This window comes from Erythrobacter westpacificensis (assembly GCF_039542285.1).
GTDB lineage: Bacteria > Pseudomonadota > Alphaproteobacteria > Sphingomonadales > Sphingomonadaceae > Alteraurantiacibacter > Alteraurantiacibacter westpacificensis.
The window spans coordinates 491,980-516,277 of the sequence record NZ_BAABHV010000009.1 but is presented as its reverse complement, the minus strand read 5'-3'; the positions used below and the strand labels follow the sequence as shown (position 1 = coordinate 516,277).

The 24,298-nt window shown below is 62.9% G+C and carries 21 protein-coding genes; 12 read left to right on the top strand and 9 right to left on the bottom strand.

From position 1 onward, the window contains the following. Positions 1 to 18 precede the first annotated feature (18 nt). Positions 19 to 1,131, top strand: a complete 1,113-nt coding sequence (locus tag ABFX23_RS07250) for an ATP phosphoribosyltransferase regulatory subunit (RefSeq protein ID WP_346032415.1) — start codon at positions 19 to 21, stop codon at positions 1,129 to 1,131. 11 nt (positions 1,132 to 1,142) lie between these two features. Here the strand turns inward: ABFX23_RS07250 and ABFX23_RS07245 are convergent, their stop codons facing one another. Further along, positions 1,143 to 1,958, bottom strand: a complete 816-nt coding sequence (locus tag ABFX23_RS07245; protein WP_346032414.1) for an aldo/keto reductase — start codon at positions 1,956 to 1,958, stop codon at positions 1,143 to 1,145. Between the two features lie 160 nt (positions 1,959 to 2,118). On the opposite strand from ABFX23_RS07245, the gene ABFX23_RS07240 reads away from it, so the two are divergent. Further along, a complete protein-coding gene (locus ABFX23_RS07240) occupies positions 2,119 to 3,408 on the top strand; it encodes an adenylosuccinate synthase (RefSeq protein WP_346032413.1) in 1,290 nt (429 codons plus the stop codon). A gap of 76 nt (positions 3,409 to 3,484) precedes the next feature. Beyond that, a complete protein-coding gene (locus ABFX23_RS07235) occupies positions 3,485 to 4,495 on the top strand; it encodes a winged helix DNA-binding protein (RefSeq protein WP_346032412.1) in 1,011 nt (336 codons plus the stop codon). On the opposite strand, the gene ABFX23_RS07230 is transcribed toward ABFX23_RS07235, so the two are convergent. Next, entirely contained in the window at positions 4,492 to 5,472 is a 981-nt protein-coding gene (locus ABFX23_RS07230; protein WP_346032411.1) for an asparaginase, read from the bottom strand. The two genes, ABFX23_RS07235 and ABFX23_RS07230, sit on opposite strands and share 4 nt — an antisense overlap. A 317-nt stretch (positions 5,473 to 5,789) precedes the next feature. Here ABFX23_RS07230 and ABFX23_RS07225 point away from each other — a divergent pair, with 317 nt between their 5' ends. Genes ABFX23_RS07225 through ABFX23_RS07210 form a run of 4 tightly spaced genes read left to right on the top strand, consistent with a single transcriptional unit; the run spans position 5,790 to position 11,134 of the window. Beyond that, positions 5,790 to 7,400, top strand: a complete 1,611-nt coding sequence (locus ABFX23_RS07225) for a GMC family oxidoreductase (protein ID WP_346032410.1) — start codon at positions 5,790 to 5,792, stop codon at positions 7,398 to 7,400. Further along, positions 7,397 to 9,037: a GMC family oxidoreductase gene (locus ABFX23_RS07220; RefSeq protein WP_346032409.1), complete on the top strand. Its 1,641-nt coding sequence runs from the start codon at positions 7,397 to 7,399 to the stop codon at positions 9,035 to 9,037. Before ABFX23_RS07225 ends, ABFX23_RS07220 begins: the two co-directional genes overlap by 4 nt. Before the next feature lie 15 nt (positions 9,038 to 9,052). Then, complete coding sequence (locus tag ABFX23_RS07215) at positions 9,053 to 10,579, top strand: aldehyde dehydrogenase family protein (protein ID WP_346032408.1); 1,527 nt, start codon at positions 9,053 to 9,055, stop codon at positions 10,577 to 10,579. Positions 10,580 to 10,600: 21 nt separating this feature from the next. After that, positions 10,601 to 11,134: a nuclear transport factor 2 family protein gene (locus ABFX23_RS07210; RefSeq protein ID WP_346032407.1), complete on the top strand. Its 534-nt coding sequence runs from the start codon at positions 10,601 to 10,603 to the stop codon at positions 11,132 to 11,134. A 39-nt stretch (positions 11,135 to 11,173) separates the two neighbouring features. On the opposite strand, the gene ABFX23_RS07205 is transcribed toward ABFX23_RS07210, so the two are convergent. Further along, positions 11,174 to 12,844 (bottom strand): CocE/NonD family hydrolase, encoded by a 1,671-nt coding sequence (locus tag ABFX23_RS07205; protein WP_346032406.1) that lies wholly within the window; start codon positions 12,842 to 12,844, stop codon positions 11,174 to 11,176. Positions 12,845 to 12,873: 29 nt separating this feature from the next. Here ABFX23_RS07205 and ABFX23_RS07200 point away from each other — a divergent pair, with 29 nt between their 5' ends. Both ABFX23_RS07200 and ABFX23_RS07195 read left to right on the top strand, forming a co-directional pair. Next, entirely contained in the window at positions 12,874 to 13,386 is a 513-nt protein-coding gene (locus ABFX23_RS07200) for a MarR family winged helix-turn-helix transcriptional regulator (RefSeq protein WP_346032405.1), read from the top strand. Positions 13,387 to 13,599: 213 nt separating this feature from the next. Then, positions 13,600 to 16,536, top strand: a complete 2,937-nt coding sequence (locus ABFX23_RS07195) for a TonB-dependent receptor domain-containing protein (RefSeq protein WP_346032404.1) — start codon at positions 13,600 to 13,602, stop codon at positions 16,534 to 16,536. 93 nt (positions 16,537 to 16,629) lie between these two features. Here ABFX23_RS07195 and ABFX23_RS07190 read toward each other — a convergent pair whose 3' ends face one another. Together ABFX23_RS07190 and ABFX23_RS07185 are read right to left on the bottom strand one after the other, a co-directional pair. Continuing rightward, on the bottom strand, positions 16,630 to 17,091 hold the full coding sequence (locus tag ABFX23_RS07190; RefSeq protein ID WP_346032403.1) for a DUF3237 domain-containing protein: 462 nt from the start codon (positions 17,089 to 17,091) through the stop codon (positions 16,630 to 16,632). Between the two features lie 20 nt (positions 17,092 to 17,111). Beyond that, complete coding sequence (locus ABFX23_RS07185; protein WP_346032402.1) at positions 17,112 to 17,603, bottom strand: DUF3237 family protein; 492 nt, start codon at positions 17,601 to 17,603, stop codon at positions 17,112 to 17,114. Between the two features lie 219 nt (positions 17,604 to 17,822). Here ABFX23_RS07185 and ABFX23_RS07180 point away from each other — a divergent pair, with 219 nt between their 5' ends. The 3 genes from ABFX23_RS07180 to ABFX23_RS07170 are packed head-to-tail and all read left to right on the top strand — an operon-like array spanning position 17,823 to position 20,143. Continuing rightward, on the top strand, positions 17,823 to 18,326 hold the full coding sequence (locus ABFX23_RS07180) for a nuclear transport factor 2 family protein (RefSeq protein ID WP_346032401.1): 504 nt from the start codon (positions 17,823 to 17,825) through the stop codon (positions 18,324 to 18,326). Between the two features lie 55 nt (positions 18,327 to 18,381). Then, positions 18,382 to 19,737 carry a spinster family MFS transporter gene (locus ABFX23_RS07175; RefSeq protein WP_346032400.1) on the top strand — a complete coding sequence of 452 codons (1,356 nt, stop codon included), beginning with the start codon at positions 18,382 to 18,384 and terminating at the stop codon, positions 19,735 to 19,737. 22 nt (positions 19,738 to 19,759) lie between these two features. Then, on the top strand, positions 19,760 to 20,143 hold the full coding sequence (locus ABFX23_RS07170) for a YybH family protein (protein ID WP_346032399.1): 384 nt from the start codon (positions 19,760 to 19,762) through the stop codon (positions 20,141 to 20,143). A 14-nt stretch (positions 20,144 to 20,157) separates the two neighbouring features. Here ABFX23_RS07170 and ABFX23_RS07165 read toward each other — a convergent pair whose 3' ends face one another. The 4 genes from ABFX23_RS07165 to ABFX23_RS07150 all read right to left on the bottom strand — a co-directional run bounded on the left by ABFX23_RS07165 (position 20,158) and on the right by ABFX23_RS07150 (position 24,234). Continuing rightward, positions 20,158 to 20,562 (bottom strand): nuclear transport factor 2 family protein, encoded by a 405-nt coding sequence (locus ABFX23_RS07165; protein ID WP_346032398.1) that lies wholly within the window; start codon positions 20,560 to 20,562, stop codon positions 20,158 to 20,160. Then, positions 20,559 to 21,908, bottom strand: coding sequence for an MFS transporter (locus ABFX23_RS07160; RefSeq protein ID WP_346032397.1), 1,350 nt, complete (start codon positions 21,906 to 21,908; stop codon positions 20,559 to 20,561). The genes ABFX23_RS07165 and ABFX23_RS07160 overlap by 4 nt, the downstream gene beginning before the upstream one ends. A gap of 196 nt (positions 21,909 to 22,104) precedes the next feature. Continuing rightward, positions 22,105 to 22,464, bottom strand: a complete 360-nt coding sequence (locus ABFX23_RS07155) for a UrcA family protein (RefSeq protein ID WP_346032396.1) — start codon at positions 22,462 to 22,464, stop codon at positions 22,105 to 22,107. Between the two features lie 144 nt (positions 22,465 to 22,608). Beyond that, complete coding sequence (locus ABFX23_RS07150) at positions 22,609 to 24,234, bottom strand: winged helix-turn-helix domain-containing protein (RefSeq protein WP_346032395.1); 1,626 nt, start codon at positions 24,232 to 24,234, stop codon at positions 22,609 to 22,611. Positions 24,235 to 24,298 lie beyond the last annotated feature (64 nt).

Sequence of the window (24,298 nt, the reverse complement as noted above, 5' to 3'; positions counted from 1 at the left end):
TGCCCCTAGGGGAGCGGCATGACTGATCCGACGCAGGACCTGCTTCCCGAGGGGCTGGAAGACCGCCTGCCGCAATCTGCGGCAGCGGCGACCCGTATTGAACGCGCAATGCTGGGCGTGATGGGCGCACATGGTTACGACCGTGTGCGCCCGCCGCTCGTGGAGTTCGAGCAATCGATGGCGCGCCGCATGAACGGCGTGATGACGCGGCACATGATCCGCTTCGTCGATCCCGCAAGCTTGCGGACACTGGCCCTGCGCAGCGACATGACCGTGCAGGTCGGGCGCATCGCCGCCACCGGCCTCGCCGATGCGCCGCGCCCGCTTCGCCTGTGCTACGCCGGGCAGGTGGCGCGCATCACCGGCAGCAAGCTGGAACCCCGCCGGGAGAACCTGCAGATCGGTGCCGAGTTGATTGGCCGCGATACCGTGGCTGCCGCGGGCGAAATCCTGGAACTGGCCATCGCCGCGCTGGAGGCAGCGGGTGCCAAGGGCATTTCGGTCGACTTCACCCTTCCGGACCTGGTCGAGACGCTGGCCGATGGTCCGCTGCCTCTCGACGAAAAAGCGCGCGAGCGGGTCCGCCGGGAGCTCGATACCAAGGACGCGGGCGGCCTGGTGGAAGCAGGCGGCGCGGCCTACCTGCCGCTGATCCACGCGACAGGGCCTTTCCCCGAAGCCGCCGAGAAACTGGCGGCGCTCGACAGCACCGGCGTGCTAGACACGCGCATCGATGGCCTGCGCCAGATCGCAGAACGCGTGAAGGGCCGCGCCCGTCTGACGCTTGATCCCAGTGAACGCCACGGCTTCGAATACCAGAGCTGGTTTGGCTTCACGCTTTATGCAGAGGGCGTGCGCGGCGAACTGGGCAGGGGCGGAACCTATTGCATCGGCGGAAGCGATGAACCCGCTACCGGCTTCTCGCTGTATCCAGAAGAACTGGTGGAGGCGGTGAAGGCGGACGAGCCGCTGGGCGACAAGCTGTTTTTGCCTCTCGGCCATGATTGCGAAGCTGCCGCGGCCATGCGCGCCAAAGGCTGGCGCACCGTCGCCGCTCTGGACGAGGGCGACGATGCGCGCAGCCTTGGTTGCTCGCACAAGCTGGACGGCAGCGAGGCGAAAGCGCTTTAACGCCTAAGTTTTCAGCAGAAGCTGGCAGGGTCCGGACCCATCCGGCCATCGGGATCGTCCAGCGCGTCGATGGCGGCGATCTGATCGTCGGTCAGCGAAGTCTGCAAAGCCTGGAAATTTGCCTCGATATGGTCGCGGCTGCTCGATTTCGGGATCGGCGCCAGCCCCTTTGCCAGGTGCCATGCAATGACGACGGCGGAGGCAGGCTTGCCCGTTTCTTCCGCGATGCGCTGGATCGTCTCGTTCTCCAGCCCTTCGCCCTGGCCTAGCGGCGACCATGACTGCGTCACGATGCCCAGGTCCTCGTGCACGCGGCGCAGGTCGCGCTGCTGGAACGTGGGGTGAAGTTCGATCTGGTTAAGCGCGGGGACGACGCCGGTTTCATCGACGATACGCTTCAGGTCATCCTCGCGAAAATTGGACACGCCGATCGACTTGGCCTTGCCCGCATCGCGCAGTTCGATGAACGCCTTCCACGTGTCCACGAACTTGCCCTTGTCGGGGCAGGGCCAGTGGATCAGCAGCATGTCGACGTGTTCGCGGCCCAGGCGTTCTAGGCTTTCGTCAAACGCCTTCAGCGCCTCGTCGTAGCCCTGCCTGTCGTTCCACACCTTCGTCTGCAGGAAGATGTCGCTCCAGTCGCCGATGCCTTTGCCAACGCCGGTTTCGTTTTCGTAGACGGCGGCGGTGTCGATCAGCCAGTAGCCAACGTCGATGGCATCGCCGACGGACTTCGTCGCTTCGTCGTCGGACAGTTTGAACGTGCCGAAGCCAAGCTGGGGAATCTGGCGATCGTCGTTGAGAGTGAGGGTGGGATAGTCGGTCATCAAAGTCTCCTTTGACGAACCAACGGGCGTCGCGGTCTATCTTTCCTGCCGATTGCACATGCTTTGGGCCATGCCTGGCCGATCGGCGCACACCCTTGCAGTTGCCCTTTCCCGCAGCATTGCCTAGGGCGCGGCGGGTTTTCTCGAAAAGGATTCTATAGTGGCCAACGTCACCGTGATCGGCGCCCAGTGGGGCGATGAGGGCAAGGGCAAGATCGTGGACTGGCTGGCCGCGAGGGCCGATGCCGTCGTGCGTTTCCAGGGCGGGCACAACGCCGGCCACACGCTGGTGGTGGGAGACCAGACCTACAAGCTCTCGCTGCTGCCTAGCGGCATCGTCACCGGCACGCTTTCCCTGATCGGCAACGGCGTGGTGCTGGACCCGTGGGCACTGAAATCCGAGATCGAGAAGCTGGAAGGGCAGGGCGTTTCGATTACGCCCGACAACTTCGGCATTGCCGACAACTGCCCGCTGATCCTGCCGCTCCATCGCGACCTTGATGGCCTGCGCGAAAGCGCGGCGGGCAAGGGCAAGATCGGCACCACGGGGCGCGGTATAGGCCCCGCCTACGAGGACAAGGTCGGCCGCCGCGCGATCCGCGTGTGCGACCTTTCGCACCTTGATGATATCGGCCCGATGCTGGACCGTCTCTGCGCCCATCACGATGCACTGCGCGCCGGCTTCGGGCAGGGCGGTGTCGACCGCGAGAAGCTGCTTTTCGAACTGCGCGAGATCGCGCCCTTCGTGCAGCAATTCGCCCAGCCCGTGTGGAAGCGACTGAACGACGTTAAGAAGACGGGCGCGAAAATCCTGTTCGAAGGCGCGCAGGGCGTGCTGCTGGACGTGGACCACGGCACCTATCCCTTCGTCACCAGCTCCAACACGGTTTCCGGCACCGTCGCCAGCGGCACCGGCATGGGGCCGGGCGCGGCGGGTTTCGTGCTCGGCATCGTGAAGGCCTATACCACCCGCGTGGGCAGCGGACCGTTCCCCACCGAGCTGGAAGACGAGATCGGCCAGAAGCTGGGCGAGCGGGGCCATGAGTTCGGCACCGTCACCGCGCGCAAGCGGCGCTGCGGCTGGTTCGATGCCGTGCTGGTTCGCCAGACCTGCGCGCTGTCGGGCGTCACTGGGATCGCGCTTACCAAGATCGACGTGCTCGACGGCTTCGACACGATCAAGATCTGCACCGGCTACAAGTTGGGCGACAAGGTGCTCGACTACTTGCCATCCCACGCGGCGGAGCAGGCTGCCGTGGAGCCGATCTATGAAGAATTCGAAGGCTGGCAGGGAACCACGGTCGGCGCGCGCAGCTGGGCAGACCTTCCGGCGCAGGCGATCAAGTACATCCGCCGGATCGAGGAACTGATCGACTGCCCCGTCGCCAGCGTCTCTACCAGCCCGCAGCGCGAGGACACGATCCTGGTGCGCGACCCATTCGCGGATTGATCTTGCTGCATAATTCTTGACTTGATCCCATTTTGTTCTACCTGTGTTCTCGCTCGATTCGCAGGGGAGAAGAGGCGTGGGCCAGGTCGATTTTGCTTATGACATAGCCGCCGATCCGGCAGGCCTGCCGCTGGTGGTTTCCATTTTCGCCGATGGCGAGGACGTGCGGCTCCTGTTGCACGAAGACGTGGAAGCTGCCGGTTTTTCCATTCGCGAAAGCGGGTCGATGGACGAATTGCTGGCAGGTGACGCTCGCGCCTTGGGGGACCTGGTGCTGGTCGATTGCCCGCGCCCCGATGTCGCCTCGACGGCAGCGCTCGCCCGGCTCGACAGCCGCGTTGCCCATGCAGGCGGCAGGCTGATCGTCTCGACGGCGGTCGGCGGGCTTGAGGATATTTTCGGTGTCTGTGCCGAAAGCCAGCCGCAAATCCTCGTCGATCCCACGCGGGCGGAGCGAGTGATTGCGCTGGGCCGGATGCTGGCCGAGTTGCCGAACCTGCGACTGCGCGAGCTGTCGGAGACCGATCGCCTGTCCCTGCTTCGCCTGACGGAGCAGGTGGGCAAGATCGCCGAACGGCTCGACCGGATGGATCGCAAAGCCAGCAGCGGGCAGTGGGGGCAGGACGCGGATACGGACGATGACAGTGCCTTCCGCTTCGAAAGCCCCGTCGACAGCTATTGCGCGCCCGGCATGGAGCGGCAGCCTGCAAAGGCGCCGCAGCGGCAGAGCCGGCCTGCGCTGCCAAGTGCCACGCTGGTGCGCAAGATCATCACCGCGCGAAAGCTGCGCGCGCGCTTTCTCGATGCCGAACTGTTTGCCGATCCCGCGTGGGACATGCTGCTCGACCTGACGGCGGCCCGCGTCGAGCATCAGCGTGTGTCGGTGACATCGCTCTGCATTGCATCGGGCGTGCCCCCCACCACGGCGCTGCGCTGGATCGGGCAGATGACCGAGGCCGGCCTGTTCGAGCGGGTGGAGGACGACTGCGACCGCCGCCGTGCCTTCATCCGCCTTTCGGACAAGGCAGCCGACGGCATGGCGCGCTATTTCGCCGAACTGGGCAGCGACGCGAAGGCGCTGGTCTAGCGCCTGCCGAAAGCTTCCTGCACCCTGGCGGGATCGGTCACGCCATTCGCGATGAGAACCTGCAAGAGGATACGTGCCTTGGCGGGGCCAAGCGCGCGCGCAGCGACGAAGCCGTTGGCATCGTCTTCCGGTTCGCGGTCGACCAGCCCCTCGTTTGCACGCGTGGCGCGCACGACCACGATGCCTTGCTGCGCCGCATCGGTCAGCGCCTCGCGCACGCTGTCGGGCGCATTGCCATCGCCAAGGCCGGCCAGCACGATGCCCTCGGCGCCCGCTTCCACCAGTCGCCGGACGCTGTCGCCCGTCTGCCCGGCGTAGCAATGGAGGATGGGGACTTCGGGAAACTCGGCAGGAAACTGCCAGCGCGCAGGCTCGTCCTTGCGCCATTGCGGTTGCAGCCAGTCCAGCGAGGCAGGCGTTGCCAGCGCCACCGCACCGCGCGGAAAGCCTTCGAACGCGTTGGAACCGGTGGTGCGGGCCTTGCGCGCATCGCGGGCGGAAAGGACCTGATCCCCCATCACCAGCAGCACGCCGCGCCCTTTCGCTTCGGGATCGGCGGCAACGCGTACGGCATTGGCGAAATTGCGCAGCCCATCGCTGCCAACTGCATCGGCAGGGCGCATCGCGCCCACCAGTACGACCGGTTTCGTCGTCGGCAATGTCAGATCGAGAAGGAAAGCGGTTTCCTCAGCCGTGTCGGTTCCGTGAGTGATAATCACCCCCGCGCAGCCGGGATCGTCCATCGCTGCGCCGATTCCCTCGTGCAGGTCACACCAGATGGCAGGGCCGATATTGGCCGAATCGATGTTGGCGACCTGCCGCCCTTCCAGCCTCGCATCGACACCCAGCGCGGCAAAGTCATCCAGAAAAGTCGCAATATCGATCTGTCCGGGGCGATAGTCACGCCGCGTGGCAGATCCCGCCTGTCCGGCAATGGTGCCGCCGGTCGCCAGCACAAGGATGAAGGGTTCGCGCATGGTGAGGCGTTAGCTTCGCGATGATGGGAAAGCCAGTGGCGTCGGGTTTCTCGTCGCCCGCCTTTTCTGTCGCACGCAGCGGCCCGCGCCGCATCGCTCCCTTGACGAATATCTAGGTGTGACCGGCGCCTCTAAGTTCGATCGGGTTGGCGGCTACGCTCCGCGCGCTGCCACCTGACCACGCCAGATGCGATCACGAAACGACCGGGATTGTGGTTCAATAACCGATTTCCGGCAAGTTCGCGGTTGATCGAGTCCATTCCAGCTTACAAAAGGCAAACAAAATTGCGCCGGAATGCGCATGCGCGAGGATATTGATGGGCGAGTTTGATTACGTGGTAGTGGGGGCAGGCTCGTCGGGCTGCGTGCTGGCGGCGCGGCTGACGCAGGACCCGGCTGTTCGGGTACTCCTGCTCGAAGCCGGCAAGCGCGAGCGCGATCCCCTGCTTTCGATTCCGATCGCTTTCCCGATCGTGATGGGCAAGCCGCAGTACAACTGGAATTACGAGGGCGAGGAAGAACCCTTCGCCGACAACCGCCGTATCCGTCAGCCGCGCGGGAAGGCGTTGGGCGGCTCGTCCATGATCAACGGGATGCTGTATGCGCGCGGCCATCCGCGCGATTACGACGAATGGCGCCAGCTTGGCCTGGAGGGGTGGGGCTACGACGACGTGCTGCCCTACTTCAAGAAATCGGAAAATCACTGGGGTGATGCGGACGAGTACCACGCGAAAGGTGGCCCCCTGTCCGTCACGAAGCATGTTCCCGATGACGTTCTCTTTCCGCGCTTCATCAAGGCGGCGCAGAACCGGGGTTACAAGGTGCAGGACGATCATCACGGCCCGGACCAGGAAGGCTGGGGCTCGCCGGATATCTCGATCCACCAGGGACGGCGCGGATCGACGGCTGCTCGCTTCCTCTACCCGGCAATGAAGCGTCCAAATCTCACCGTGGCGTCCGGCGCCCATGCGACCCGGATCGAAGTGGCGCAAGGCCGCGCGGTCGCGGTGCATTACCGGCAGGACGGCGAGGACAAGCGGGTGGAGGCGCGGCGCGAGATCGTGCTGAGCGGCGGCACCTACAACTCCCCGCAACTGCTGATGCTATCGGGTATCGGTCCCGCCGAGGACATGCGCGAGCACGGCATCGATGTGGTGCACGACCTGCCCGGTGTGGGGCGCAACCTGCAGGACCATCCCTCGGTGGCGATGATCTGGAACGCGAAGCGAGAGGCGACGCTCAATCCCGATCTCAGGATGGATCGGATCGCCCTGCAGGGGCTCAAGTGGCTCCTTACGGGCAAGGGACGACTCGCCAACATGCCCGTCACGGCCAACGGCTGGATCAAGACGCGGCCCGATCTGGAACGTCCCGATGCGCAGTGCCTGTTCCAGCCGACCACGATCTTCGCACGCCCCTGGTTTCCCGGCATTCAGTCGCCCGCGCCGGACGTTGTGGCGATGGCCTGCGTCCTTCTCAGGCCCGAAGGGCGGGGCTGGGTGAAACTGCGCAGCGCGGACCCTTTCGATTCCCCGCGCATGCTGAACAACGTGCTGAAGGAGGAGAACGACCGCGCCTTCTTCCATCGCCTGATTCCGCAAATCCGCGAATTGCTCCAGACAGCGCCGTTGAGCGAAGTCATCACGGGTGAGGTGGCCCCTGGCCCGGACGTGCAGACCAAGGACGAGATCGATGGATGGCTGCGTCAGGCGACCAACACCGCGCTGCATCCCACCAGCACCTGCGCCATGGGTACAGGCCCCGATGCCGTGTGCGATGCACAGTTGCGGGTGCGCGGTATAGAGGGACTGCGCGTCGCCGATGCCTCGGTCATGCCGCGCATCGTGGGCGGCAACACCAATGCCGCGGCCATCATGATCGGGGAAAAGGCGGCAGACATGATCCTTGGGAAAGCAATCTCCGCATGACCTACGACTATATCATTGTGGGCGCTGGTTCCGCCGGGTGCGTACTGGCCAACCGCCTGACCGAGAACCCGGACAACAAGGTCCTGCTGGTCGAGGCGGGCGGGGACCACAGGCATTTCCTGCTCGATATGCCGCTCGGCATGATGCGCGCCCTTTTCAAGCCGGAATTTACCTGGCGCTACATGTCCATGCCCGAGCCGCATCTCAACGATCGGCGCATCATGCTGCCGCGCGGGCGGGTGCTGGGCGGATCTTCCAGCATCAACGGCATGTTCTACATGCGCGGTCATTCCACCGATTTCGACGGCTGGGCGCAGCAAGGCTGCTCTGGCTGGAGCTACGACGAGGTGCTTCCCTACTTCAAGCGGATGGAAACGCACTGGAGCGACGATACGCGCTGGCACGGCAAGGACGGCCCGCTGCATGTCGTCCCGGTGCAGACCGAAGGCCGCTTGCATCAGCCGTTGATGGAAACCGCAGAGGCCGCCGGTTTCTCCACCAGCGAGAACCTGAATGCCGAGCAGGAAGAGGGATTCGCGCGTGGAGAGCTGACGATCGACGCCAACGGTCGCCGGGCCAGCACCGCGCGCGCCTATCTCGATCCGGCCATGTCGCGCCCCAATCTCACGGTAGTGACAGGCGCGCTGACGCAGAAGGTTATCTTCGAGGGCAAGCGCGCGACCGGCATCGAATACCTGCGTGACGGCGAGCGCATTGGCGTGAGCGCCCGCAAGGAAGTGATCCTGAGCGGAGGCAGCTACAACTCGCCGCAGTTGCTGATGCTCTCCGGTGTCGGACCCGCTGCGCACTTGCAGGACAAGGGAATCTCTGTGCTGCATGACTTGCCTGGCGTGGGGCGCAATCTTTCGGAGCATCCGCGCGTGCCGGTGCACTTCGGATTGCAGAAGCCGGTCAGTTTCCTCAACGAACTGCGCGCCGACAAGGTGGCGAAATCGGTGCTGCAATGGCGTCTGTTCGGTACAGGGGCCTTCGCCAGCCAGCTCAATAGCTGCAACATCGTGATCCGCACCCGGCCCGAACTGGCGCGGCCCGATATCCAGCTGTGGTCCAACCCGGTCCGCATGGATGCGAAAGTGTGGTTCCCGTTCTTCCGGAAACGCCAGGAAGACAGGATCACCGCCGACGTCATCCTGCTGCACCCGCAAAGTCGCGGCTGGCTGGAACTGGCCTCGGCCGATCCGGCAGATTTCCCGCAGATCACCCTCAACAACTTCTCCGACCCCGCAGACCTGCGGACGGCGCGCGACGGTATCCGGCTGGCGCGAAAGATTTACCGAACACAGCCGCAAGCGAGTCTGACCGGAGAGGAAGTGCTGCCCGGCGAACACCTGCAAAGCGACGAGGAACTCGACAGCCACATCCGCGCAACGGCGGAAGTGACCCAGCATCCCGTCGGCACGTGCAGCATGGGCAGCGGGTCCAACAGCGTGGTCGATGCGCAACTGCGCGTACACGGCGTGGAGGGGCTGCGCGTCGTCGATGCCTCGATCATGCCGACCGTGCCGGGAGGAAACACCAATGCGCCCACGATCATGGTGGCGGAAAAGGCCGCCGACATGATCCTCGGCAAACCGGCCCTGCCGGCCGAACATCACCGAACCGAACAAGCAGCCTGAACAGGAAGAACAGCCATGTCACCGCCTCCCATGCCCGTCGATACGTCCATCCTGCCCGATTTGAAGCAGGATCTGGCCGCAAGACCGCGCGAGCTTTTCATCGGCGGGAAGTTCACCGCCGCCAAGTCCGGTGAGACTTTCGAGGTGGTCGATCCGGCCACCGGCAAGGTTTTTGCCCATGCCGCGTCGGGCGGAGCCGAGGATATTGACCTTGCCGTGCAAGCCGCGCGCAAGTGCTTTGACTCCGGCGCCTGGCCCGCCATGCCACCTGCACAGCGCGCCCGCATCATGATGAAGCTGGCCGAACTGATCGAGGCGAACGGCAGCCGCATCGCGCTGACCGAAACGCTCGACAACGGCATGCCGCTAATGATGGGCTATTTCGGCGCGGTCATGGCCGCGTCCGAGGCGTTGCGATACAACGCCGGGTGGGCGACGAAAATCAATGGCGAAACGTTCACGCCCTCCCACCCCGGCGAGTTCCACGCATTCACGCAGCGCGAACCGGTGGGCGTGGTCGGCGGGATCGTGCCGTGGAACTTCCCCTTCGTGATGAGCGTGGCCAAGATGGCGCAGGCGCTGGCGGCAGGTTGCACCATCGTTCTCAAGCCCGCGGAACAGACCCCGCTGAGCGCGGCGATCCTGGGTGAACTGGTGGCGGAAGCAGGCTTCCCCGATGGCGCGGTGAACATCGTGACCGGGTTCGGAAAAACTGCCGGGGCGGCCCTCGTGGAGCATCCCTTGGTCGACAAGATTTCCTTCACCGGCTCGACGGACACCGGCAAGCAGATCGTCAAGGCGTGCACCGGCAACCTGAAGCGCGTGACGCTGGAACTGGGGGGCAAGTCTCCCGTCATCATCTTCGACGATGCCGACCTTTCGAAGGCCATTCCCAGCGCGGCCATGGGTATCTTCGGCAACGCCGGGCAGGTGTGCGCTGCCGGATCGCGCCTGTTCGTGCACGAGAAGGTGCGGGACCAGGTTCTGGAAGGCGTGACCGCGATGGCCAAGTCGCTCAAGGTCGGCTCCGGCCTCGATCCCGAAACGCGAATGGGCCCGCTGGTCAGCGATACGCAGTTCGCGCGCGTCACTGGCTACATCGAAAGTGCGCTCAGTGAAGGAGCGAAGGTGTACACCGGCGGTGGCAAGGCAGACGTCGAGGGTGCGGAGGGCGGCTATTTCGTCCAGCCGACCGTGCTGACCGATACCGTTGCAGGCATGAAAGCGGTGGAGGAGGAAATCTTCGGCCCGGTGCTCGCAACGATGACATTCGGGGACGACGACCTGGAAACCATCGCGGCTGCAGCCAACAATACCCAGTACGGCCTCAACGCATCGGTCTTCACGCAGGACATTACCCGCGGCCTGAAGATGGCACGCCGGATCAAGTCCGGCATGGTCAACATCAATGGCGCAGGCGGCGGGCCGGACCCGGCGATGCCGCTGGGCGGTTTCAAGCAATCGGGCTGGGGCCGCGAGAACGGTCGTGCCGGGGTGGAAGCTTTCACCGAGATCAAATCGGTGACGGTCAAGCTTGGCTGACGGACAACACGGAGAGAGCGCATGACACAGACAGACGCGGTGCAATACGCCGCCGACAAGGCTGCGATCGAGGACCTGATGGCGCGTTACCTGTTCGCGCTGGACTGGAACGATTTCGACACCTTCGCCGCCACGCTCACCGAGGATGCCGTGTTCGAATACGCGCGCGGCACGTTGGTTGGACGCGACAACATCGTTGAGGCGATCAGGGGCTTCAAGGAGCGGATCGTGGAGATCTACTGCGACGTGGATGGCAACCCGGGCGTGCTGCGCCACGTGCTTGGGCAAACGGTGATCCGGGTCGAGGGGGACAGGGCCTGGACCCGTGCCTTCTGGTGGGAGGTGTCGAACGGCGGTCCGCGCAACGAGGCCGGTCGCCTGACGCCGGAGGTCGGCAGCTTCGGCATCTACGAAGACGAACTGGTGAGACAGGATGGCGAGTGGCTGTTTGCCAAGCGCTGCATTCTCAACGAATTCCTGCCGGGGCGCGAATCCAGTGCGGAGAATCCGGTTCTCGCAATGGACCGCGCAGCCAGGGACGCTGCGAAGAACTAGGAGGAGAAGCGGGGCGGCAAGACCGTCCCGCCCTTCGCGTTATTCCGGGATGATCGGTGCCAGCAGGTGCGAATCGTAGCGGCCGCCGGTATGGATCACGTGGTGTCCGCTATTGCGCAGGTTCTCGTGGCGCGCGAACGGCAGGTTCGGCTTGCTGTCCGTGTAGATGTCCGATCCCTGCACCACGATGCGAAGAGTCTCTCCGGCGCGGAACCGCGTGGACGAGGGCCAGAGTTCGATATCAACAGGGACCGCCTCTCCCGGCGTCAGCAAGTCCTCTTGCGTATGCGTGTGGACAGGGCGCCAGTCCTCGCTGCGCTGCGGGTCCAGCTGCCGGTGACTGGCGCGCAGCCAGCCCAATGCGACAGGCCCGTTTTCGTAGAAGGCGTAGAACGTGAAGCCGGTGTGCTGCCCGTCAGAATCCAGTTTCTGCGCCGCTACGAACAGGTCGGCGTCTTCGCCTTCCTCGATTTCTACCCAGAGACGCAGCTTCATGTGCCCGGTGATTTCCGTGTCTTCATCGAAGACGATGTCGAAGGTGGCGCGGCCACTTTCGGACTCGTAGCGGGCCTTGCTTTCACCTGAGGGTTTGTCGCGCGAGAGCGTGCCACTTCCCGCATCGAGCCAGAGCGGCGTGTACTCGGTCCGCTCCAGCGGCCAATTTCCTTCGGCACGCTCCGTCGCGCTGCCTGCCTGGTCGCGCACCTCGATGCGAACGGGCGGCCACTGGTTCACCTGTGTTGTCTTGCCCTTCAGGTAATGATCGAAAAAGGCGAGGCGCCGCTCCCGGCTTTGATCCATGTAGTAGTGCGCCCACTTCTTCTGGCCATGCACGTCGAGCCACTTCTCGGCCGAACCCATGCGCCGCCATGCCTCGATCGTGCCGCGCAGGTGCAGTCCTTGGTCAGACCAGCTCGCCACGACGTAAGCGGGGATATCGATTTCCTCGAGGGGAATGTCTTTCGACCGCCAGTAGTCGTCTATGAGCGGGTGCGCCTGCACATTTGCCCAGGTGTCCTCGGTGCGACCCAAAGAAAAGCGGATGTTGTCGCTGGCGCGCGGGATGAATCCGGTTTCGGGAATGCCGCCATGATAGGCGAACTCACGATACCAGTCCGAAAACGCTTCCCAGGGGTTGATCGCCACCAGCGCTGGCGGCTTGAGCGGAGCCACGTAATACTGGATTGCCGCGAGGTAGGAGACGCCCGTCATCCCGACCTTGCCGTTCGACCACGCCTGGTCGGCGAACCACTGGATCGTGTCGTAACAGTCTTCCGCTTCCTGCAGGCCGTTGTGATGGAAGTCGCCTTCCGATTGCCAGGCCCCCCGAGGATCGACCACGGCGACGGCGTATCCGCGAGAACCCCACCAGACAGGGTCCGGTCCTTCGAACGGCGTCAGCGTTGAAAGCCATTCGGGATTGACGCCGGACAGCGGCCAGAAAACCTGGTTCGTCAGCCCGTGCTTCCCGTACGGTCCCCAAGCCAGCAGCAGTGGAAGGTCCGCCTCTCCGGCAGCGCCCCGGGGTCTGTAAAGGTCGGCATAGATCGTGATGCCGTCGCGCAGGGGCACGCCGATATTTCGCTCGATGACAAGGTCTTGCTCTTCCCGCCGGTCATACCCCAGCGGGGGGAGGGGGGGCTTGTTCGGAGCGCTCGCCGGATCGACACCCGGACGCATGATCGGCTGGAAGGTCGTGAAACTGGCCATGCAATCTTGACTAATCAACTAATTTGCCCTTGGCAAGGTTCTGCGCCGAGGATAAATTTACTGACTGGCACAGGGAGGACAAGAAAATATCAAAGATTCCAGAGACTTGGCCTCTTCTCGGGCCGGATCACATCCCCTATCGGCTGGTACTGCTGTCTCGCTTCATCGACCGTCAGACAAGCCGCCAGTTGCGCGAAAGCACTGGCCTTACCGCCGCTGAGTGGAGAGTCCTCGCGCACATTGTCGTGCTCGGAGAGTCGAATTCCAGCAGGATCGCCGATGCCGCCGCATCGGACGCAGCTGAGGTCAGCCGTGCGGCCAAGGAACTCGAGCGCAAAGGGCTGATAACGCGGCGCAAGAACCCTGAGAACCGTACCAAGTTGATCCTTGCGATCACGAAAAAAGGACAGGCCCTGTACGACCGGGCACGAAGCTCCCGGCTGGAATATTTCCAGTGGCTCCTGCAGGATCTCGATTCCGCGGAAAAAGCGGCACTCGACGCAGCCTTGCTGAAACTCGTCCAGCGCGTCGACATCTCCTGAAACCCCGCTCTCGCAAGCAAAAAAACGCGAATGCGCCACGGTTCTTCGTCAGCTTCTTGACAAATCAAGAATAGCTACTGACAATCACGCCCAAGTTCAGTTGCTCCGGCATTGAGAGAGTGTCGGGGCGGAAAGAGCCAATCGCCCCCGCCAGCTCGAACCGGCCAGGGGAGCGCAGGGAGAATCTGCGGGAAGCAGATGGGAGAGGAAAGAATGAGAGCCAGTTTTACAAGCAAGTTCCGGCGCACGACCTGCATGAGCGCCATAGCGCTCGGCATCGTGCTGGGGGCGTCTCCTGCCTATGCGCAGGACGCGGATAACGATGACGGCGAGGAAATGACGCTGCCGGGCAACGCGGGCACCACCAACGACCTCAACACCGGCGGTGAGCCGATCGTCGTTACCGGCTCCCGGATCGCTCGCGACGGATTTGCCCAGCCCACGCCGGTAACGGTCGTCGGGAACGAGCAGATCGAACGCCAGGGCGTGAGCAATGTCGCCCAGGTGCTGAACGACATTCCTGCGTTCAGGCCGCAGAGCACCCCGGCCACCACCGCGATCTTCCAGAACAACATCGGTGCAAATACCGCCGACCTTCGCGGCCTGGGCGCGAACCGCACGCTGGTTCTGATCGACGGGCGCCGCGTGGTGCCGGCCACTGTGCAGGGTAGTTCGTTTGCCCCCGCAGGTGCGGTGGACCTGAACATGGTCCCGACTTCGCTGCTGGAGCGGGTGGAAGTCGTCACCGGGGGCGCTTCTGCCGCTTACGGTTCGGATGCCGTGGCCGGCGTCGTCAACCTCATTATCAACACGGACCTGGAAGGCATCCGCGCCAACGTCCAATATGGCATCGCCGACGCTGGCGATGACGAGGAACTGGTCTACTCGGTGGCTGGCGGGACGAGTTTCGCCGGCGGCCGCGGACATATCGTCGGCGGGATCGAGTACATCCACGACGAGGGAACCGGGGATTGCTACTCCCGGGACTGGTGCGCGCTCACCTACAACACCGTCAGCAACCCGCTTATCGACCCGTCCAATCCTTCGCTGGGGCGCGTGTCGCAGGGCGATCCCGCGGTTCTCGTCCTGCCCGACATCAGCGTCGCGCTGGGTACGTTCAACGGCATATTCATCGCCGGCCCATTCCGTGGACTGGAAGTGCTGCCTGGCGGCGAGACGCGCCAGCACGACTACGGCACCTATTTCGGGGCCGGTATTTTCCAGAGCGGGGGCGGAGCGAACCGGGACCAGGAACTGGCCTTCTATCAGAACTTCCCGATTTCCAGCCCCAGCGACCGGATCAATTCCTACGCCCATGTCGAGTATGACGTGACGGATGCCGTGACGGCCTTCCTCGAAGGCTCCTACGGCCGGGTCGAGGCAAGCACGATCGGGGCCCAGCGCCGCGATATCGCCACGATCGCGGGCCAACCGATCTTCCGCGACAACGCCTTCCTTCCCGACAGCGTGCGCGCGCGTTTCGACCAGTTCAATATCGCCGCGCTGCCCTATGGGCGCATGTGGAACGACATCGGGCCGCAAGTCGGCGAAGTCACGCGTGAGACCTATCGCATCGCTACTGGCTTTAGCGCCGATCTCGGCTCGAGCTGGACGCTTGACGCCTATTACCAGTACGGGCGGACCAACTATTCCCAGATCGGTCGGAATACCACGATCACGCCGCGCGTGGCCTTCGCCATCGATTCGGTGATCGATCCCGAAACCAACCTGCCGGTGTGCCGCGCGGTGTTGCAGGGCAATCCTGATGCCGCCGGCTGCGTACCGCTCAACCCGTTCGGGGAGGGCAGTCCGTCCCCGGCGGCGATCGACTACGTCACCGGCACCGTGATGCAGGACACCAAGCTTACCCAGCACGTAGCTTCCCTGGCGGCGCAGGGTGATCTTGTGGACCTGTGGGCGGGACCGTTGGCAGTGGCTACCGGCGTCGAATTCCGCCGGGACATTGCCAACGGAACCGCCGATCCGATTTCGCGGGCATTGCAGTTCTACACCGGACCGGGCTCCCCGATCGATGGCGAAGTCGATGTGTGGGAAGGCTTCGTCGAAGCAGCCTTGCCGCTTACCTCGACGGCGGAGCTCAACGGCGCTGTTCGCCTGACCGACTACAGCAATTCGGGCACGGTAACGACGTGGAAGGTTGGCGCAGATTGGGCGCCGCTGGAATGGGTTCGCCTGCGTGCAACCCGTTCGCGTGACATTCGCGCGCCCAACGTGTTCGAGCTCTTCGGACCCCTGCAATCCTCGTTCCAGTCGGTGAACGATCCGGAATTCGGCAACACCCAGTTCCTGTCTCCGGTGCTTTTGGGCGGCAACGCGATGCTGGACCCCGAAGTCGCCGACACGTGGACGGCAGGCATCGTGCTCCAGCCCGATATCGGCCTCGGATCGCTTCGGTTTGCCTTCGACTACTATGACATCAAGCTCGACAATGCCGTGTCCACGCTTGGCGCGCAGGTCATCGTTTCGGGCTGTTTCAACGATTCACCGGAATACTGCCAGTTCATCGATCGCGATCCCGATTCGAACGAGATCACGCAGATCCGGAACTTCAATCTCAACCTGAACACCTTCATCACGCGCGGTTTCGACATCGAGTTTCAGTATTCGGTGCCGACTTACGACATCTTCGGTTCGGGCGAGGGCGATGTTTCGCTGCGGGTGCTTAGCACGATCGTGGACGATCTGATCACGGAGGATGCCGGCGGTGTCGTGGATCGCGCGGGCATGAATGGCTCGCCCGTGTCGCAGCCTTCGGGCGTGCCGCGCTACATCATCAACGGCTATCTCAGCTACACCGGGACGCCGTTCGAAGCGCAGGTGCAGGTCCGGCATATTTCAGGCGGCGTCTACAACGCCTCTCTGGTCGGGCCTGGCCAGGACGGATACGATCCGCTCCTGAACAACTCGATCAGCGACAATTCCGTCGGCGCGTGGACCTATGTCAATCTCAACGCCAGTTATGATCTCTGGAGCGACGGCGACAGGAGCCTCGAGATATACGGCGTCGTCAACAACCTGTTCGACAAGGATCCGCCGGTCGATCTGCCATCCAGCTTCGGCCCGACGAACAACGTGCTGTATGATGTGGTTGGGCGAACCTATCGCGTGGGTGCGCGCTTGCGTTTCTAAGCGCGCCCGGTCCGACAGGTCGGAAACAAAATGGGCCGGTGCATCGCGCCGGCCCATCTATTTTTCAGTTCTGCCAAGCCGCGTGCCGGTCGATCAGCGCACGGCGTAGTAGCTGAAGATCGAATGATCTGGATCGGTGCACCGTCTTCCAGCGCCGACAAAAACGGTCCTTGCCAACCAGCCGAGCGGCCCTTCGGGGACAATGAAAGTCGGCGTGAACCGGAAATAGGCCGGCTGGCGAACACCGCCGATCACTTCGCCCCCGCCTTCTGCGGACGGTACCAGGTAACCGCGATTGTTGATGTAGATGTTGGTGCCGTCCTCGGCCCGAAGCAGGTAATGCGAATTGATCACCACCGTGCCATCGGGCCGGACGTCGGCATAGTCGGCTCCGCTATCCGGAACTATTTCACCCGTTAGCGCCGGCCCGGTGATCTCTCCGCCGATGCACGGTGTGTAACCCTGGTGATGGCCGCCGGGCACCGGACCGAAGACGCAGCGGTCGGCGCGGAAGAACACCTTCGTCTCGAATGCGAATTCCAGGTGAGCGGGCACTTGCCCCTGGGAGGCGCCCATCATAGCACCATGAAATAGTGAATGCGGTTCGCCTTCGGAATTTTCTCGGCCACGCCGATGAAGATATGCTTGGCAAGCCAGTCGTGCGGGCCTTCGGGCACGTCGAACTTCGGGCTTACGCGCATGTAGTACTCATGCGGCTCGACCGGCTCGTTGCGAGCCATCTTGTCCATCGCATCGCCCTCTGCCCAGCGATAGCCACGGCTTTGCAGGTAGATAGGCGTGCCATCGTCGGCCTCGAGAAAGTAGCGCGCGTCGAAATCGATCAAGCCGTTCGGACGCACGAGCGGGAAATCCCCGCCGCTCATCGGCACCACGCGTCCCTTGATGCGCGGTCCCTCGAATGTACCGCTGGCTGCCCAGACACCGGCGCGCGTCGCGCCCTGGCTGGAGGGCTCCACCCAGATGGGCGGCGTCAATTCTATCGCGACGGTGAAAGCGAACTCCAGCTTCGGGGTGAAAGGGTGGGGGTGGCTGTCATCGTGCGTCATGGTCTTGTCCTTCCCTCGAATTTGCCGGGCGTTCGCTGCCGACCGATCAATGGATTGGTGCCGTCCGGCCTTGCTTTCCTGCAACTTGTCCACGTTCCTCGTTGAGGAATCAAGGGCATTGCTTGATTAGTCAAGCTTCGTTAGCATTCTTAGACAAAGAGGGTGAGCCGCCCGGCAAGTCAGGCGGGCATCACCACGACTGTCGGGATGGGAGGAAGAATGGCAGACTGGACAATTACCTCGGAAGATCGCTGGGAGATTCAGGATCTTTACGCGCGCTATGCGTGGGGCATCGATCTGGCCGACGCGGACATGGCCCTTTCGGCTTTCTCCAGGGATGCGTTCTTCGACCACCTCTGGCAGGGGCGCGTGCAGGGGCATGATGCGATCCGGAAGAACCTGGAATCGCTGTGGTATGACCGGCAGAGCTGGTGGTACGGGCGCCAGCACACGATGAACACGCACCTGATGACGCCGCGCGATGACGGCAAGATCGATTGCAAGTGCTTCTTCCAGATCCTGCAGTTCAACGTGCAGTACAACACCAACTTCGTATTCGGCATCGGCACGCGGCAGGATGTCATCGTGAAAGAGGAAGGCAAGTGGCTGTTCGAGGAACTTCACGTCAACGCCTGGACCGACATGAACGAGGTGCCCTGGCAGGGCGAGCTTACGATGAAGACGAAAACCGGCAAACCAGCCCGCAAGGAGGCCGCACAGTGACGGCGGAGGCTGCGACCGGACACCGGTATAGCCAGATCGAGGCAGGGTAGGAGCCGTGGCGGCGATCAGCCAGGCCAGCGGCGGACGCGACAGCTTCGGGCCGCTTTACCGGGGGTGGTTGCTCATCCTGGTGCTGCTGACGGCCGCCTTCGGGTACATCGACCGCGTCATCGTGCAGACGCTGGCGCAGCCGATCAAGGAAGACCTCGGCCTATCCGACTTCCAGCTCGGCATGTTGTCGGGCCTTGGGTTCGCGATCCTCTATTCCACGCTGGGCCTTCCGATTGCGCGCCTGGCCGAACGGCGCAGCCGAGTGACCATCATTTCGGTCTCGGTAGCCCTGTTCTCGGGCTTCACCGTGCTGTGCGGGATGGCCGGCAACTTCGTCCAGTTGTTCCTCTGCCGCATCGGTGTGGGCATCGGGGAGGCCGGGGTCCAGTCGCCAAGCGTCTCTTTGCTCGCCGATCATTTCCCGGCCGAGAGGCGCGGCCGCGCCATGACGATCATGAAGCTCGGCTCGCCCGTAGGGTCTTTCTGCGGCGCACTGGCGGCGGGTTACATCGCGCAGGAATACGGTTGGCGCACGGCGATCATGGTCGTGGCCGGGCCCGGCATCCTGGTAGCCATCCTGTTCAAGCTCACCCTGCGGGAGCCGCAGCGCGGGATGTGCGACGAGACGCCGCCCGACGAGAACGAGACACCGCCGCCGCTTGGCGACGTCTTGCGGATGATGTGGGATCGGCCGGAATTCCGGCACATGATCATCGCACTCGCGCTGGTGACGATGGGCCTGTTCGGCGGCGGCGCGTTCGTAGCGCCGTTCTTCATGCGCGTTCACGGCCTCCCCCTCGATGAGGCGGCCGTTTACATCGCCATCCTCACCGGTATCGCCGCTTCCAGCGGGTTCGCCTTCGGCGGCTTCACGATCGATTTCATCGGGCGGCGATCGGCGCGCTGGTACGGCCTGCTCCCGGCAATTGGTGTCGCGCTGTCGGTGCCGTTCTACCTGCTGGGATACGGTCTGGGCGACCCACGCATCGGTCTCGCTTTCCAGATCTGCGGCGGAGCAAGCCTGTTCTTCCACCAGATTCCCACGCTGGTGGCATTCCAGAACATGGTGACGGCCCGCATGAGAGCGACGGCGGCCTTCGTGTTTTTCTTTGTCTCCTCGCTGCTGGGGATCGGGCTGGGCCCGCCGATCATGGGCTTCGTCAGCGACGTCTACGCGTCGATGGTGTTCGGCGGAGACTTCGGCGCGGCGTGTTCGGCAGAGGCGATGTCGCCCGAATGTGCGCGGGCCTCCGCCCAGGGGGTGCGATATGCGCTGATGTCGGGCACGGCGCTTTATGCCTGGGCGGCGATCCACTTCTATCTCGCATCACGCCGCATGGCATCGGCACAGAATTCGTGAGCCATCACAGGAGAGAAACTTGATGACGAAGGAAGAATGGCTCGAGAATTATATCGGTGCATTCAATCGCGGCGATTTCGATGCCTTCACTGCATTCTACGCCGAGGACGTGGAGTTCGACCTTGGTGGCAGGCATTTCATCAAGGGCAGGCAGGGTATCCGCGACTTCTACACCGAGGTTTTTGCGCGGGTGAAGGAAACGCTCACGGTGACCCAGGTCGTCCTCGACGAAGAGGGGCTCGCCTGCATAATCGAAACCGAGTTCGAAGCCTTGGAAGACTGGCCGGATTTCATGGTCGGGCCGATGGAAAAGGGGGACAAGGTCTTTATCGAGAGCTTCATTTTCTACACGATCGGCCCCGACGGGAAATTCACCCACATCCGCACGACACGTTCCAAGGGCTGAGCGCGCCGTTCGGTTCAGAGGCGGGCGAAACGAGCAGATCGGATGCGGGTGAAAAGGCCGTTCCCGATATCGTAGAAGGCGAAGTTGATGCTCTGCCTCCGATCGCCTTTCTCAAGGGGCCCTGTAGGAAAATCGGGCCAGTCCTCGCGGGCGACGAGGGTCGTCCTGATCTCGGCTGCAGCGAGCGAGGGTGAGCCGACGTAGCCCAAGAGGTCGATGTGTTCGTCCAGCCGGCGGTGGACGTCGCGATAGAAATTCATGACGGCATCGCGCCCGTCGAGGCTCGCGGCCTGACCCCGGAAGGCGACGTCCTGAGCATAGAAAGCGCCAAAGCCGTCGTAATCCCGGGCATTGAACGCATTCAGGTAACCTTCGAACCAGGGTCTGGAGCCGGGATCACTGATCGCGGTGCGGTTCATCCCGTCGCCGCAACCGGCGCCGTACGTTGCGCATAGCTCGTCTTGCCGAGCAGGAATACGAGTATCGCCACCACGAGGGGAACGATCGCGATGCAGCCGAGGGTGAACTCCAGCGAGTAGTTCTGTGCGATGGCCAGGCCGCCGAAAAGGGGCGAGATCACCCCGCCGATCCTGCCCGCGCCACCGGACCATCCCAGTGCGGTTGAGCGCATCCGCGGTGGGTAGACCTGGGTGATGAGCGTATTGAGGCCACCCTGGGCACCGGTCTGGGTAAAGCTCCAGAGCAACAGGACCACGATGAACAGCGGTGCTTCGAAGGGAATGCGAGCCATCAGCAGGATCGCGATGGAGAGACCCACGAAATAGATCGGGATCAGCGTTGTCGCGCGGATACGATCCATCAGCCAGCCAATCGTCAGGGTGCCGACCACGCCGCCGATATAGGCAATCATCGCGACAATGGCGAACTCCTGGATCGGTACGCCGGCCATCTCCTGGAAAAAGGTCGGCAGCCAGGCGGCGAGCAGGGCGATGTTGGCCATGCTCAGCATGCAGGCTGCCCAGATGATACCGGTCATCCAGGCGCGTCCGTCAAGGAACACGTCGAGCAGTTGTGCTTTCTTCGCCGTCGCCTCGTTCTCGCCGAGTACGAAAAGCTCGTCGTCCGACAGCGAGGCCGAGGGGTCCATCCGCATGATGGTATTGGCAATGCGCGGGTCGGTGGGATCGCGCTCCGTGCGGTACTTCAGCGACTCCGGAACAAGGAACATCAGCAAGGGAACGCAAAGCAAGGGGACGATACCGCCGATCCAGAAGCCGCTTTGCCAGCCGTAGATGTCGATAAGCCACGCCGCCACGGCACCGCTGGCCGCGCTGCCGCTGGAATATCCTGCCAGGGCGATCGCGATGAAGGTGGAGCGCCGCTTCTTCGGCGTCGCTTCCGAGATAAGCGCGAGCGCCATGGGCAGGCCGGCCGACATGAACACGCCAGCGATGCCGCGCATGATCGAGAGCTGGAACAGCGTTTGCGCATAGACGCTGGCCACGGTGATCAGACCGAAGGTCGCGCATGCGAAAACCAGCATGTTGCGCCTGCCGAACCTGTCTGCCAGCGGGGCGACCAGGAAGGCCCCCACGGCCAGACCGATTTGCTGGCAAAGGAACAGGAAGGTCATTGCCTCTGATGGCTCGCCGAAACCCTCCGCGATGGCGGGCGCGATCTTGCCGACCATGAAGATATCGAAGCCGTCGATGAAGCATACCAGCAGGCAGACCAGAAGGACGGTCATCTGCGGCCTTCCGATCGATTGCCGATCGATGAAAGCCTCAACGTCGAATCGCGGCATCGTGTCTCTCCATCCTGCCGTGCAATGAGCCGACATTCACCGGAAAGGAGCCTACCTGCAAATTCGTTGCGAAATCAAGGAATGCGGTGATGGAGGATTTGGGAGCGTCAGTTTCGACGTCAAACCGTGATTGAAATGCAGTTCGCAGGCGCGGGAACAGCCCACGCCTGCGAACTTGGGTGCAATGCCCCTATTGCTATTGGCGAGTGCTGTCGTCCTCGAAGCGAACGGCGACGACGATCCGTTCGCTGGTGTTGGAAGCCAGCGCTGTCATCGCGCCGTCCCTCGCCAGGTTCACGCAGTTGCGAATATCCATTGTCTCTTCGAGCGAAAGCCTCTTCGGTGCATCGCCGCACACGCGCCTTGCAGCAGCCCTGATCCGCGATTCCAGACGGCGCTGCCCGTCGGTACTCTGGACGTCGAGATCACCAAACCTCACTTCGATCGAATGCACCCCGTTCTCGCGGACGACGAGATCCTGTGCTGCTGCGGAAGTCGTCGCGCCGAGCGCAACGAAGGCAATTGTCGAGATGATACCAGTCTTGATGGTGAGCATTGTTTCCTCCTCGGATCTCTTCGCGGATTGGCCCGCGCAAAGTCTTAATCGGAGAATTCACACCGAAAATCCTGATAGCTGCCGAATTTTTGGCCGAAGAAAACCTGATGGAAACATGATGGACCAAGCGCGCTGTCGCGAACCTCATCGGTTTGGGGCGCTCCACGCTTTCTCGCACTCTGCAAGGATTTCGGCCGTGTCCATGCGCTCCCGGTAGAGTTCGGGAAATTTCCTCAGCAACGACTGCCAGTTCTGAAGCGAGTACATGGGACACACTTCCCGCGTACCTGCGATTGCGGCACGGGTTTCATCGAAGCGTTCGAGGAGAATGAAAGCCGTTGCCATCAGGATGTGCGGCAGATGGTAATTCGGGTTTCGATCGATGGCCTGCCGATAGGCCGTCACCGCTTCTTCGACGCGGTCTGCGGCAAGAAGACCGTTGCCGCGATACATCGCCCAGACCGAGTAGCGCGGGTGATGGGGTGCGCGCTTCTCAGCCGTGCGTACCATGTTGATTCCCGCGTCGTGGTCTCCGGCAATGCCGACCTGGAATCCAAGAGCGGCAAGCGTGTGGGGATTGTTCGGATTGCTTGCAAGAGAGCGCCGGAGGAATTGTAGTGCCAGCTCGTCCTCCCTTTTCATGAATGCAGCGATCCCCGCCGCTGCCTGAACATCGGGGTCGAGAGGCGCGAGATTGAGTGCGCGCTTCGTGTGGAGGGCCGCTTTTCCTACGTCTTCGGCGGGCGTTTCGCTCCACCCGCTCACGATGTTCTGGGTCAACTGCATGGCAAGGGATGCATGCGCGAACGCGTTTTCCGGTTCACGTTCGATCACGTGCTCGAGGTGGTCGATGATTTCGCGGGCGCGCTGGGAGGAATAGGCGGTGCGCAGCATCTCTGTCGAACAGACCGCGGCATAGGCGGACACTTCGTCCGGGTCGCGGGTGTGGGCCAGGGATGCCTCGGAGATCTGTATCTCGCTTATGATCGGCGTGGAGAGGTCGAGAATGAAACTGTCGAGGTTGGCCAGGAAGCGCGCGGTCTGCTCTTGCAGCTTCCAAGAGAGAATGTGCCGGTTGGCGATGGTATGGATAAGCTCGATCCTGAGTGTGAGTTGGTCGTCGCTGCGAAAGATTGAACCGGAGACCAGATAGTGGACATTCAGCAAGCGTCCCAGCTCTCTCGCGCCTGATTGATCCAATTGGTCTTTCGAACAGCCGGAATAGGCTGCAACCCGCAGATGCGGCGTGCGCGAAAGCATCTGGACGAGGTCGTGCCCCAGATCTTCCGCAAGCGCCTCTTCCACCGATCCGCCTGAGCTTCGCAGCGGAACGACCGCGACCGAATAGCCAAGCGGCAAAGGCTGCGCGGACTTTTCCGCGTCGTTCACCTCGGCGTGGTCTTTCTCGCCGAGAACTGTTTCGTTCTGGCGGTGTAGACCTCTCACCGGCTGCCGCAGCCGGTAGCCACGTTTGGGGATTGTCTCGATGTAGGGTTCCTCCGCACCAGCGGTCTTGAACGCCCTGCGCAGTTGGGAGATCGCCCGGGTCAGGCTCTCGTCGCCTCCGAACTGGTCTCCCCAATGCTGATCGATCAGTTCGACCCGGGAAACAACCTTGCCTTCACGCCGGGCCAGGGAGCAGAGCACATCCATGACCCTTGGCTCTACCCTGAAGCGGCCGGAACCATCCCTGATCAGATTTCGGGAAGGTTCGATCTGGAAAGTGCCGAGCCGGTAGGCCGAGCAATCGGTACCCCCGTTGTGTGCCACGTGCCCCCTCCGTTACTCCTAAAGTCCACCGTAATTTGGTTGCTATTTTCCGATCTATTCAGTC

Coding starts and splice junctions, on each gene's coding strand:
- ABFX23_RS07195 (WP_346032404.1), top strand. CDS start 13,600: ATGAGAGCCAGTTTTACAAGCAAGTTCCGGCGCACGACCTGCATGAGC.
- ABFX23_RS07170 (WP_346032399.1), top strand. CDS start 19,760: ATGACGAAGGAAGAATGGCTCGAGAATTATATCGGTGCATTCAATCGC.
- ABFX23_RS07160 (WP_346032397.1), bottom strand. CDS start 21,908: ATGCCGCGATTCGACGTTGAGGCTTTCATCGATCGGCAATCGATCGGA.
- ABFX23_RS07245 (WP_346032414.1), bottom strand. CDS start 1,958: ATGACCGACTATCCCACCCTCACTCTCAACGACGATCGCCAGATTCCC.
- ABFX23_RS07155 (WP_346032396.1), bottom strand. CDS start 22,464: ATGCTCACCATCAAGACTGGTATCATCTCGACAATTGCCTTCGTTGCG.
- ABFX23_RS07250 (WP_346032415.1), top strand. CDS start 19: ATGACTGATCCGACGCAGGACCTGCTTCCCGAGGGGCTGGAAGACCGC.
- ABFX23_RS07215 (WP_346032408.1), top strand. CDS start 9,053: ATGTCACCGCCTCCCATGCCCGTCGATACGTCCATCCTGCCCGATTTG.
- ABFX23_RS07220 (WP_346032409.1), top strand. CDS start 7,397: ATGACCTACGACTATATCATTGTGGGCGCTGGTTCCGCCGGGTGCGTA.
- ABFX23_RS07180 (WP_346032401.1), top strand. CDS start 17,823: ATGGCAGACTGGACAATTACCTCGGAAGATCGCTGGGAGATTCAGGAT.
- ABFX23_RS07165 (WP_346032398.1), bottom strand. CDS start 20,562: ATGAACCGCACCGCGATCAGTGATCCCGGCTCCAGACCCTGGTTCGAA.
- ABFX23_RS07225 (WP_346032410.1), top strand. CDS start 5,790: ATGGGCGAGTTTGATTACGTGGTAGTGGGGGCAGGCTCGTCGGGCTGC.
- ABFX23_RS07205 (WP_346032406.1), bottom strand. CDS start 12,844: ATGGCCAGTTTCACGACCTTCCAGCCGATCATGCGTCCGGGTGTCGAT.
- ABFX23_RS07230 (WP_346032411.1), bottom strand. CDS start 5,472: ATGCGCGAACCCTTCATCCTTGTGCTGGCGACCGGCGGCACCATTGCC.
- ABFX23_RS07185 (WP_346032402.1), bottom strand. CDS start 17,603: ATGACGCACGATGACAGCCACCCCCACCCTTTCACCCCGAAGCTGGAG.
- ABFX23_RS07210 (WP_346032407.1), top strand. CDS start 10,601: ATGACACAGACAGACGCGGTGCAATACGCCGCCGACAAGGCTGCGATC.